The sequence below is a fragment of the Lederbergia graminis genome (genome assembly GCF_042655485.1).
GTDB lineage: Bacteria > Bacillota > Bacilli > Bacillales > Bacillaceae_C > Lederbergia > Lederbergia graminis.
Genome location: NZ_JBHSMC010000016.1, coordinates 100,516 through 113,445, shown reverse-complemented (window position 1 = coordinate 113,445; position 12,930 = coordinate 100,516). Strand labels below are relative to the sequence as shown.

Sequence of the window (12,930 nt, the reverse complement as noted above, 5' to 3'; positions counted from 1 at the left end):
ACTTCACATCCTATTTCTTTGCTGTATATTTCTTGATGGCAGGTAAAATGTCAGTGCCAATTATTTCAAGATTTTGTTTAAGCATTTCGAATGGCATGCCACCAAAATCAATTTGCGCAATATAACGCTGATGACCAAATACTTCATGTTGATATAGTATCTTTTCAATGATTTCTTGTGGACTACCAATATTCATAATATTATGTGGGTCGACGCCTTGTGCAAACATTTGCTTAGCAAATCCTTGTCCATTTGTGCGCTTCATACCTTCATTAATATATGGATATAATTCTTTAAGTGCTTGTTGGGAGGATTCAGCAGCATAGAAAAATCCAGCCGTAGCAACGGGTAACTCCGCTGGGTCAAACCCGCGACTGCGTGCTGCTTCGCGATAGGCATCTACTGTTTGCTTAAAAACAGCTGCAGGACCACCTAAATGTGCCATAAACATAGGAACACCTGCATATCCAGCTTTAATCGCACTAGCAGGTGATCCACCTACTGCTCTCCATATTGGCAATGAGCCATTTACTGGGCGAGGAAGTACCTTTGCATTCTGTAAAGGAGCACGAAATTCCCCTTCCCAATTAACTACTTCCTCTTCATTTATTTGCAACAAGAGATCAAACTTTTCTTCAAACAATTCCTCGTAATCACGGACATTATAGCCTAATAAGTCAAAGAGACCGATTCTTGAAGCTCGCCCGGCAATTATTTCGGCACGACCGTTGGAGATTAAATCAATAGTCGCGAAATCTTCATATACACGGACCGGGTCTGATGTGCTGATAATAGTGGATGAACTGCCAATTTTCATCTTCTTAGTAGCTTGTGCAATAGCAGATAACACAACCGTATGTGCTTGTGTTGCAAAATAATCTTGGTGACTTTCTCCGACACTAAAAAAATCAACCCCTGCCTGTTCTGCTAATTTTGCATAATCAATAATTTCCTGAATACGTTCCTGTGCGGAAATTCTCTCACCAGTTAAGGGATTTGGTAGATGATCGCCTAATGTATATATACCAAATTCGAGTCCGTTAGAAGGATCAATTCCGTATTTTTTCATATATTTACGACCTTTCATGATTTAGTAAATCTTTTGATTCCAATCAGCCCTAATAAAAAACTTCATAAAGTTACTTTTGATTATAAATTAGCTTACTAAAAGTATGAAATAATACGCCTTACAGCGGAATATATTGTAAAAATTTATTAAAAGTTTCCATAATTGTATTGATATTTCAATTGAAATGCCCTATATTTAATTAAACCAATAAAAATACTAGGAAATGGGTGATTTTATATGGCAGCAACTAATACTTTGTTACAAGTAGAAACAGCGGGAAAATGGGAAAGTGGAATGAGGACACGTATTCAAATTCGTGATTTTGAATCATTTGTCATTGATGAGCCGGTATCATTAGGAGGAACAAATGAAGGTGCAAATCCAGTAGAGTTCGTACTAGCAGGTTTAACAGGTTGTACTTCCGTTATGATCGCTTTAATTGCAAAAGAGCAAAAATTTTCGTATGAAGATGTTAATTTTGTAAATAGCGGTGATCTTGATTTAAGAGGTTTACAAGGAGTGGAAGGAGTTTCTCCACATTTTCAATCTGTAAGTTTTGAAGTTGAAATAAAGACAGATGAAAGTGAAGAGCGCCTTGCTGCATTAAAAGCTGAAGTAGAAAAGCGTTGCCCAGTGATGAATTTATTAGTAGATGCTGGAATCCCAGTTCAATCTACTTGGAAAAAAGCATAATATCAAAAAAGCGCACATTTTTGTTGCGCTTTTTTTATTTAGCTATTACAAAAGTCGTAGGGAAAAATAGCGAGTTTTGCGTGTCTCTGGGCACATGTAATTAATTGTGATAGTCCAACTTCCTATTTCATTTTTTCCAAAAGGAATTGGTGAAATTACATAGAAATGTTAGTGGTGTGCTTTAGGAGATAAGCCAATTGCCACGGACAAAACTATATTAGGAAGGGTTGATTTGTTTGAAACAGAAAAGAATTTTTTCGTTAGGAACCGCACTACTAATGCTTGTATCTATTATTCTCACTTTTTCTTCACCACAATCATCATCGGCATCATCTACAACTTTACTTACCTCAAAAGAAATTCTCGCAAATGAAAAGAAGCAACCATTTGATTTATTTCAAAATCCGATATTAGGGGATGGGGCGGACCCTTGGGTGGTTAAGCATTCAGATGGTTATTATTATTACACCCATACAACCGGAAATAATGTAACGATATGGAAGTCAAAAACTCTAACCGGAATCCATTCAGGTGAGCGTCAAGTAGTATGGAGGTCGGATCCTGGTGCTCCTAATAGCGGGAGTATTTGGGCTCCGGAAATCCATTTTATCGATGGAAAATGGTATATCTACTATGCAGCATCAGTAGAAAACCCAGACAAGAGAATGTTTGTATTAGAATCGGAAGGAGATGACCCCTTCGGACCATACCACTACCCAGAAGGTACAGAAGATACGCATGGACAAATCACAGATCCCACAAATAAGTGGGCGATTGATGGTACTGTTTTAGAACATAACAATAAATTATATTTTGTGTGGTCTGGTTGGGAAGGCGATGTAAATGTTAGCCAGCATCTTTATATCGCACCAATGTCAAACCCATGGACAATTAGCGGGGAGCGGGTGGAAATATCAAGACCTGAGCTTGATTGGGAGACAATTGGCTTTCCACTTATTAATGAAGGACCGCAAATTTTAAAAAATGATAAAGGGAAAACTTTTATTATTTATTCTGCAAGTGGTAGTTGGACCAATGACTATAACTTAGGAATGCTAACATTTGATGGGACAGACCCTCTGAATCCTGAAGCTTGGGAAAAGAATCCGACACCGGTATTTAAAAAGAATCCCGATTTAGACGTGTATGGGCCAGGGCATAATGGATTTGTAAAATCGCCTGATGGAACAGAGGATTGGATCATATACCATGCTGCAAAGTTTGAAAATGCAGGTTGGACTCGTAGTGTAAGAATGCAAAAATTCACTTGGAATGCGGATGGTACTCCAAATTTTGGAACTCCGGTGGGAACAGAAACATGGTTACGTGTTCCTTCAGGTGAATCAGAAGGACAGTTCGTACCTAGTTTGCCTGGTGAAGTATATCAATATGAAGCGGAAGACGCGCACGTAAATAATGTAAGAGTTCATCATAATACAAGTGCTTCACAAGATTATAAAGTGGGAAATATTGATTTTGCGGATAGTTTTGTAGAGTTTACAGTGAATGTACCAGCTGGCGACTATACATTAGTATCGAGGTATGGAAATGGAATGGGTGAGCCATCTAGTCACCATGTTACAGTTAACGGAGAAGCTAATGGAGAATTATGGTATATAAATCTTGGCTGGGAAAATTGGGAAGATGCTAAGATGGACATCCAACTAAACGATGGAGAAAATACAATTAGACTTTCGAAAGGCCATCTGTACGCTGAATTAGATTATATTCAATTAATCCCAAAAGCTTCGAAAGTATATAAATATGAAGCGGAATTTGCCCAACTTCATAAAGCAGAAACAGAAAATGACTCATCAGCTTCTAATGGACAAAAAATAACGAACATGAATGAAAATGGTGGGTTTGCCCGATTTGAAATCGATGTAAAAAATACCGGAACATATGAAATGAAAATTAGGTATGCAAATAATACAGGTTCAACCAGTTCACATAAGTTGGTGATGAACAGTAATCCTACAAAAATAATTGAATATCGAAATTCAGATAGCTGGCAATATGCAACTGTTGATGTAAAGCTAAAAGCAGGGAAAAATACAATAATGTTGAAGAAGCATAAAGGGTCAGCAATAATTGATTACTTTACAATAGAAGAAAAGTGAAATGGAGTACAATAAAAAAGTCTAAATGAGATGGTAGGCCAAACTATCCTTGGATAATGTTCAAGGTAGTTTGGCCTTTTTCTATTTCCTCATTATAAAGCCCATATGACGCCCTGCCTTTTTATCCTGACGATAGGAGAAGCCGTCTGTGCTAATAAACGTACATGAGCGATCGATTGTAATATTATTAGAAGGTACTCCTGCTAACTGACATTGTCTTTTCACAGATAGTTGATTATCGATATGATATTTGTTTGTATCATGTTTGAAGTACATATACTCATCTGTATAGCCAAGCTGTGTGAATTTTACATATACATCCTCATCGACTTCAAATTTTTCTTGGCTTAGGGCTGGACCGATGTGGACATATAAATTATGTGGTTTTACTTTTTCAACCTGTATGATATGCTGTAAAACCTTTAAGCTAATTTCTTTCACTGTTCCTTGCCAACCAGAATGAATAACACCCACAAGGTTATCGACCTCGCTGCAAAATATAACAGGGACACAATCTGCTGAAAACGAACATAATAGAAGGTTTGGTTCAAAGGTGTAAAGAGCATCAGTATTAGGGATCGCGGAATCCGAAGTATGCGCACCTTTGCCTTTATCGGATACAGTAACTTTATGAAAGTTGGCACTATGTGTTTGATTAGCACATACCATGTCATCCAGATTACAACCGATTAACTGTACTAATTTACTGCGATTTTCTAACACATGGGCGCTATTGATGCATGTGTGTAATGCCATGTTATTGTTTTCCTGTTCGGTATTATCCTTCAGCGTAATTCCTGCAATAAATTTTTCATTGTTAAAATATATATTTGTTTTCATCTCATCACCTACTATTAATATACTGGAAATGCATATGTATATGTACGGTTTGTATTGAATAAATTCATGTTGATTTCCTTTCATTATAATAGAAAACATAACATAAAAAATATTTGAAGTATTCGTCAAAAACAGTTTTACTTCGCCAAATGCATGTGCTATATTGTAACGATTAGAAGGACTAGGAGGACGATATGAATAAATATATATAATCTAAAGTGTTTCCCTTATATTTGCAATCGGTTACAATAGATAGGGGAATTTCATCCTAATTATAGTGTGAGGTGGATAATTGAAAAGCGTATGAGGAAATTACCAGAAGAGTTAATAACCTTACTAACAAGTAGGGAACTATTAGAAGCAGACATCGTGGATTGGATAATCTGTGATCGGGGTATTAATGGTGGTTTTGTAGATACATATTTAGTGCTTACGAAAGATTCGCTTTATCGTTTTGCTCAGACACAGAATTCTCAGGAAAGAGTCTTTAAAGGTTATCAGGTTTCGAATAAGAAAAAGAAGAAAAAGAAACATCAAGAGAATCGTAGTGTAATAGATATAGGTAGCTATACAATAGAAGAGATTCCACTTGTACAAATAGATAGTATGCAAACGGTTAACCTAGTAGCCTCTGGTCTACTCGTTGTAAAAGTCCCAGAAGAACGGGCAATAGCAGCTTTTACAAATGGAAATATCGGAGATGCAGTAAAGTTCGTAGGTACATTCAATAAGCTTAAAAATAATGAGTTAATTGATACTCCTTTACAGGAGGAACTAATTAAGAATGCTTGTCCAAAATGTGGAATGATTTATCCGGAACAAGGTAGGCAAATTTGTCCTAAGTGTTTGAAAAAAGGGGCAATTTTTACAAGGTTGCTAGGGTTTACTAAAAATCACAAATTATCCCTCGTATTAATTATACTTTTTATGTTATTGAATTCAGCTACAGGGCTTGTTATTCCTTATTTTCAAGGTACGGTATTATTTGACCAGGCATTAGGGGGAACAGGACCATTTGCAGGGCAAATTGTGCTAGTCATTGCCATTATTATTGGTTTTCGAACATTATCCCTAGTATTCGGAATGCTATTTGGAATAATAAATGCTCGTATGGCAGCCAACATAGTATTTGATTTAAAGGCAAGTATTTTTACTGCCATGCAACGCCTATCCTTGTCCTTCTTCCAGAAAAAACAAACAGGTCAATTAATGACAAGAGTAAATGATGATGCTAATGAATTACAGGCATTCTTTATTGACGGTATCCCTTACTTCGTCGTCAATCTTATGAATATTATCGGGATTACAACGGTATTACTTTTCATTGATTGGAAGCTAACTCTTATTTGCTTACTTCCAATGCCATTTGTCATTTTGCTTATTCGTTGGGTTTTTCCGAAGCTTTGGCGTATGTCATGGAAGCGTCATAAGAAGCGGAGCTCGATGAATTCTATCATAAGTGACACTGTGCGAAGCGCCAGAATCGTAAAGGCGTTTGGGAAGGAAAAAGTGGAAATTGATCGTTTCCAGAAGTCTAATTTATCTTATTCTGATGCAGAACAACGATTTAGCAAGATGAGTAGTACGATTTTTCCAATTATCAATATGGTAACACAGATTGGTGGAGTCCTGATTTGGGCTTTTGGTGGTTGGAGAGTAATGAAAGGTGAAATGACATTTGGAGAAATTATGACCTTCATTACGTACATCTTCATGTTATTTGGGCCAATTCAGTTTATGAATAATATAGCGAACTGGTGGTCGGCTTGTATGTCAGCTGCACAACGTATATTTGAAATTCAAGATGCAGTTCCAGAAATTATCGAAAAGGATGATGCAGTAAAAATGGATCATCTAGATGGGGATATTACGATATCGAATGTAAGTTTTAGCTATGAACCGAATAAGCCAATATTGAAAAATGTTTCATTAGTTGCAAAACCAGGTCAAATGATTGGGGTTGTTGGTCCTTCAGGGGCAGGGAAATCAACATTGGTAAACTTAGTTTCTCGACTGTATGAAGTAGATGAGGGAGAAATTAAGTTGGACGGTATTAATGTAAAAGATTTATCAATGGAGTCACTCCGTAAACATATAGGAATTGTATCTCAAGAAGTATATGTGTTTATGGGCACAGTTGCAGAGAATATTGCTTATGCTAATCCGGATTGTTCACTAGAAGATATTATCTATGCAGCTAAAATCGCAAATGCTCATGATTTTATTGAAAGTTTACCAGAAGGTTATGACACGATGGTGGGTACTGGTGGATATAGCTTATCAGGTGGCGAAAAACAAAGAATCTCCATTGCTAGAGCAATATTACATGATCCAAAAATATTGATTCTAGATGAGGCGACTGCTTCTTTAGATACGGAAACAGAATTGCAAATTCAAGAGGCATTAGAGTCATTGGCAAAAGGAAGAACTACAATTGCGATTGCTCACCGCCTATCCACACTTAGGAATGCAGATTACTTATATGTAATGGAACATGGAAAAGTTGTAGAAGAAGGAACACATACAGAATTGATGGATAAAGATGGTAAGTATGCTGGCATGGTGAAGAAACATGAAGAGGCATTAAAGATGAAAGAGGTGATCTAGTTGTCGAAATACGATGTAGTCCTCGATAATCCAAATATGGTAGAAAATAAATCAGATTTATCGGAAGCGGCACAAATAAAGTACTTAACGGAAGAGAATGCAACTTTCGTAGAGACGGAGGGGAAAATGCTATCGGTTCATGTCGATGGAGAGGTGTATCCTTCTGTATATTTACATTGCTCGTTTCCACATACAAATAAAAGAATTTTTATTTCAGTAAGAACAGATGAAAATAAAGAAATCGGAATTATAAAATCTCTTGATCATTTTCCTAGCAATATTATTAGTTTACTAGAAGAACATATTAATTTACGCTACTTCGCACCGGAAATTATAAAAGTAAATAAGATTAATGAAGAGTTTGGGTATTCCTATTGGGATACAGAAACGAGCGCCGGAAGCTGCTACTTTACCGTTCGTATGGGAAGAGGAAATGTCGTAGCCGTAACAGAAAACAAAGTATTAATAACAGATGTAGACGGGAACCGCTTCATCATAAACGACCTAAACGCACTATCCGAAAAAGAATACCGCATGGTCGAAATGTGCATGACGTAACGAAAAGCGGAAGGTGCCCGTTTATCGGCGACAAGCAAATGTTCTGAGACTGGGACGTGGGGTCAGGTCCCGCGTCCCAGGGGGATTTTGGGAAAATGAAGTGGATCTCATGTCCCGCATGTCTCGTTAGAAATTTTATAGATAAGGGAAGAGAGCCCTTGTCTCCAAAGGAAGGCTGTTTATGAATTTAAACTTTGAACTTTCAACTCAAGATAGATTGGCTGTCCAAGAGGTAATTGGTGAAACAATAAGATATTGTGTTCCTGCAGATTTGTCACTTACAGGGCGAAGAACGTCCGGTTACTTTGTGATTGGTGAGGAAATGTGGGCGTATGTTCAGAATGGCGAGGTAAAAGAAAGTAGTTTAATAGCGGAAGCAAGAGAGTATAAAGTTGTGCCGTTAATTGGTAATGCAGTTCTAGAAGCAAAAGACGAAATAGGGAAACAAATCCTTGTTAGAATTTCAATGGAGCATATTGCACGATATGCTTACATCGCACAAATTTTAAATTATATAGCAGAGAAAAGTGAAATCCGAATTTACAATGAGGAAGAGGAACGAGTCTGTTCTAATTGTGGAAATAGATTGCTTCACGGCACACGAGTTTGTGCTAACTGTATGAATAAAGCAGCGGTGTTAAAACGACTTTTTGCTGTATCAAAGTCTCATTGGCGTCTTTTAATGGTAGGATTAATCATCTTAATGGTTACTTCAGGTGTTTCATTATTAGGACCTTATTTCCAAAAGGTCCTTGTCAACTCTTCTTTACAGCCACCTGAAGGACAGAGTGCAAATATTACCTTGTTCTTTGTAGCTATTGGAGGTATTTTATTCTCACTAGTTGCTGCTGAATTATTGAATGTTGGAAAAGGTCGAGTGATGGCTACGGTAAGCTCCAGCATTGCAGCAGATTTACGAAAACTAGTATACGAGAAAATCCAAAATCTTTCCCTCGGCTTCTTGACTTCTCAAAGAGCTGGGGACCTTATGAACCGGGTTACATCAGACACAAACAGAATTAGACGATTAATACAGGAAATATTTACAACGGCTATTTACCAAGTGATTATGCTTATATCGGTCACGGTATTATTGCTAATTACAGATTGGAAATTAGCGTTAATAGTGCTATTACCAGCACCGTTTGTTGCTTACTTGCAGTATATGACTTGGCGAGTAATTGTCCGAAGACTGTTTCGAAAACAGTGGGTTATCTTTGATAAAGCAAACTCCTATCTCCATGATGTACTTAGTGGAATTCGGGTAGTGAAAACATTTGGAAAAGAACAAAGTGAGATTAATAAGTTTAGAAAATACAATACAGACTATGCTACTGCGGCATTTAAATCGGAAAAAGTATATAGTATCTTAACACCAATCTCCACTTATTTATTGCAAATTAGTACTTATTTTGTGTTACTTGTAGGATTGAATATGATACTTAACGGCTCTTTAACACTTGGTGAGCTCGTACAGTTCACAGGATATGCAAGTATGATTTTTGGCCCGCTTGCATGGTTAATGAATATGCCGAGATGGATTGCGGATGCAGTAATTGCGATTGATCGAATTTTTTCCGTTATTGATGAGGATCCTGAAATATTAGATAAAGAAACTTCCATCGTTCACTCCATCCATGGAAATATTGAGTTCAATGATGTCACATTCGGTTATAAGTCATATGAACCAGTACTAAAAAATATTAATTTCGAAATTAAACGTGGGGAAATGATTGGACTTGTTGGACATTCGGGCTCTGGTAAATCAACGCTAATAAACTTAGTTTCTCGGTTTTATGATGTGAATGAAGGAGAAATATTAATTGATGGAATTGATATAAGGAACATTAAGCAAGAAGAGCTTCGTTCACAGATTGGAGTTGTTCTTCAGGAAACGATGTTGTTTAGAGGAACGATAATGGATAATATTCGTTACTCGAAGCCAGATGCTTCAGCTGAAGAGGTTATTCAGGCTGCTAAAGTTGCGAATGTACATGATTTTATCATCGGTTTACCAGATGGATATGATACATGGCTTAATGAAAACGGAAATAACCTATCAGGGGGAGAACGTCAACGTATTACAATTGCAAGAGCGGTTCTTCATAACCCGCGTATTCTCATTTTAGATGAGGCTACAGCTTCTCTTGATATTGAAACAGAATCTGCCATTCAAGAAGCATTACAGCGAATTACGAAAAACAGGACAACAATTGCAATTGCCCATAGACTATCTACACTTAAAAATGCGGATAGATTATTCGTTCTAAATCAAGGCGAGATTGCAGAGATTGGAACGCACGAAGAGTTAATGAGAAAACAAGGAATCTATTATGGTTTGATTATGGCTCAACGTAATATGACGAAGTCTAGAGTAAAAACTGGATAGTATCATAGGGAAAGCTTACTTCTAGATGTAATACAGAAGTAAGCTTCTTTTTGAAATTTTAGGTAGTGTTGACATTTTACTAAATTCAAGTAAAATAAAAGTAAAAAGTTTTACTTATGGAAGAGGTGGAGAAATGGCAACAATTAAGGATGTTGCAAAAGCAGCAGGATTTTCGATATCAACTGTCTCTCGCGTTTTAAATAATGATCCTAACCTTTCAGTACCTGATGAAACACGTGAAAAAATTTATGCAGTTGCTGAGAAGCTTAATTATAGAAAAAATACAGTAAGACTACTGGTGAAAAATATTGCTTTTTTGTATTGGTTAACTGATAAAGAAGAGTTAGAAGACGTTTATTTTAAAACAATGCGATTGGAAATAGAAAAAATAGCAAAGAAGAATAATGTGGAATTAACAACGTATAAAATCCACCAAGGAATTGAGGCTATTCCCGATACAATAGAAGGTTTCATAGCCGTTGGAACATTTTCTGAAAAAGAACTTGCGTATTTAAGGCAATTAACGCCTAATGGAGTATTTATTGATTCTTCACCTGATCCTAGCAATTATGATTCTGTAAGACCGGACTTAGCTCAAATCTCAAGGCAAACTATCGATTACTTAGTGGATAAAGGTCATAGTGAGATAGGTTTTATTGGAGGAACATTTCATAATCCAAATACACATGAAGATGAAATGGATTTACGTGAACGAACATTCCGGGAATATATGAATGAGAAATCTCTATTAAAGGAAGAATATATTTTCTGTCACCGAGGCTTCTCAGTAGATAATGGGTACCATTTAATGAAAGATGCAATAGAACAACTGGGTAATCGTTTACCCACTGCGTTCTTTATTGCTGCGGATCCAATAGCTGTAGGCTGTTTACAAGCCTTAAATGAACACGGCATATCTATACCAAACAGAGTTAGCATTATAAGCATTAATAATATAAGTGTTGCAAAATATGTTTCTCCCCCTCTCACTACGTTCCATATTGACTTGCGGGAAATTTGTAACAATGCGATAAATTTATTGCTAGAACGAGTATCGGACAAAAGAAAAATAGTAAAAACTCTATATTTAGGATCTGAATTAGTTATAAGAAAAAGTACTAATTAGATGCAAGAAAAACGGCGATAATCAGCCGTTTTTTTGTTTTCGTAAAACATTTTACTCATTTTAGTAAATTAATTGTTTACAATTTTTCTAAACGGTGCTATTATACAAGTGTAAGAACGCTTTCAGTTAAATGAAAACGTTATATTAATTGAAAGGATGACTATTCATGAAGAAGACAAAGGTGTTTAGTATTTTATCAATTATTGTTTTAAGTATAATTTTAGCTGCATGTGGACCACAAGATGGGGACGGCAAGCAGTCAAACTCTAAGAAAAATAATAAGGATTATGATTTACTAGTTTGGGAGGATGTCGAAAAGGCAGATGGTATAAAAGATGCCATTGCTAAATTTGAAGAAGAAAATGACGTAAAAATTAAAGTTGTTGAAAAAGCATATGCGCAACAAATAGAGGATTTGCGTCTTGACGGACCAGCTGGTACTGGACCTGATGTATTAACAATGCCTGCGGACCAAATTGGGACCGCTGTAGTAGAAGGATTGATTAAAGAATTAAATGTAGATGAAAGTGTTCAATCTATTTATACAGATGTTGCTATGCAATCTCAAAAAGTAAACAACAAAGTGTATGGGCTACCAAAGGCTGTTGAAACAACAATGCTCTATTACAACAAGGATATTATCTCGGACGAAGACGTGCCAACAACTTTAGATGGTTGGTATGATCTTTCAAAAGAATTAACGAAAGATGGAAACTTTGGTTTACTAGCATTATTTGACCAAATCTACTATGCACAAAGTGTATTAAGTGGTTACGGTGGTTATATTTTTGGACAAGATAGTAACGGAAATTATGATCCAACGGATATTGGGCTAAATAATTCCGGAGCTATTGAAGGTGCAAAATACATTCAGCGTTTCTATAAAGAGGGGCTTTTCCCAGCTGGTATTATTGGAGAACAAGGTATTAACGTTTTAGAATCATTGTTCACAGAAGGAAAAGCAGCTGCTGTTATTTCAGGTCCTTGGAATATTGATCCATTTACAAAAGCAGGCGTTAACTTCGGAGTGACGAAATTACCAGAATTACCTAATGGTGAAAATATGAGTGCGTTTGTTGGTGTGAAAAGCTACAACGTCAGCTCTTATTCAAAAAATGCAGAGCTAGCTGAAAAATTAGTTGTGTTCTTAGCAAATGAAGAAAACTCTAGAACAAGATATGAAGTTACTCAAGAAGTACCTGCTGTACAAGCATTAGCAAATGATCCAGTAGTTGCGGAAAGTGAAGCAGCACAAGCTGTAGCTGAACAATCCCAATTCTCTGAGTTAACTCCAAATATTCCTGAAATGAACGAAGTATGGCCACCAGTAGATGCAGCATTACAAACAATTGCTACCGGTAAGGCTGAACCAAAAGAAGCTTTAGATCAAGCGGTAAAAACGGTTAAAGGACAAATTGAAGCTAATCATGGTGGACGATAAAACGAACCTTTAATCAATCTAGAATTATTGCCGGTTACTGCGCATAAAATAATAAATTGGTGTCAAACATGCGTTTGGCACCATTCA

9 protein-coding genes are annotated in these 12,930 nt (G+C 36.5%); 7 read left to right on the top strand and 2 right to left on the bottom strand.

Annotated elements, in window-relative coordinates:
• Positions 1–10: 10 nt before the first annotated feature.
• Positions 11–1,069 (bottom strand): LLM class flavin-dependent oxidoreductase, encoded by a 1,059-nt coding sequence (locus ACFPM4_RS13335; protein ID WP_382352831.1) that lies wholly within the window; start codon positions 1,067–1,069, stop codon positions 11–13.
• A 237-nt stretch (positions 1,070–1,306) separates the two neighbouring features.
• On the opposite strand from ACFPM4_RS13335, the gene ACFPM4_RS13330 reads away from it, so the two are divergent.
• Together ACFPM4_RS13330 and ACFPM4_RS13325 are read left to right on the top strand one after the other, a co-directional pair.
• A complete protein-coding gene (locus tag ACFPM4_RS13330) occupies positions 1,307–1,762 on the top strand; it encodes an OsmC family protein (RefSeq protein ID WP_382352588.1) in 456 nt (151 codons plus the stop codon).
• A 236-nt stretch (positions 1,763–1,998) separates the two neighbouring features.
• Positions 1,999–3,882, top strand: coding sequence for a family 43 glycosylhydrolase (locus tag ACFPM4_RS13325; RefSeq protein WP_382352585.1), 1,884 nt, complete (start codon positions 1,999–2,001; stop codon positions 3,880–3,882).
• Between the two features lie 81 nt (positions 3,883–3,963).
• On the opposite strand, the gene pgeF is transcribed toward ACFPM4_RS13325, so the two are convergent.
• Entirely contained in the window at positions 3,964–4,722 is a 759-nt protein-coding gene (gene pgeF, locus ACFPM4_RS13320) for a peptidoglycan editing factor PgeF (protein WP_382352582.1), read from the bottom strand.
• Positions 4,723–5,001: 279 nt separating this feature from the next.
• Between pgeF and ACFPM4_RS13315 the strand changes: the two genes are divergently transcribed.
• From ACFPM4_RS13315 to ACFPM4_RS13295, 5 genes are all read left to right on the top strand, one after another.
• Entirely contained in the window at positions 5,002–7,329 is a 2,328-nt protein-coding gene (locus tag ACFPM4_RS13315) for an ABC transporter ATP-binding protein (RefSeq protein WP_382352579.1), read from the top strand.
• Positions 7,330–7,887, top strand: coding sequence for a DUF1854 domain-containing protein (locus tag ACFPM4_RS13310; protein WP_318280957.1), 558 nt, complete (start codon positions 7,330–7,332; stop codon positions 7,885–7,887).
• A gap of 181 nt (positions 7,888–8,068) precedes the next feature.
• Entirely contained in the window at positions 8,069–10,276 is a 2,208-nt protein-coding gene (locus ACFPM4_RS13305; RefSeq protein ID WP_382352575.1) for an ABC transporter ATP-binding protein, read from the top strand.
• A gap of 133 nt (positions 10,277–10,409) precedes the next feature.
• Positions 10,410–11,402, top strand: a complete 993-nt coding sequence (locus ACFPM4_RS13300; protein ID WP_382352572.1) for a LacI family DNA-binding transcriptional regulator — start codon at positions 10,410–10,412, stop codon at positions 11,400–11,402.
• A gap of 166 nt (positions 11,403–11,568) precedes the next feature.
• Positions 11,569–12,843 carry a sugar ABC transporter substrate-binding protein gene (locus ACFPM4_RS13295; protein ID WP_382352569.1) on the top strand — a complete coding sequence of 425 codons (1,275 nt, stop codon included), beginning with the start codon at positions 11,569–11,571 and terminating at the stop codon, positions 12,841–12,843.
• Positions 12,844–12,930: the final 87 nt, after the last annotated feature.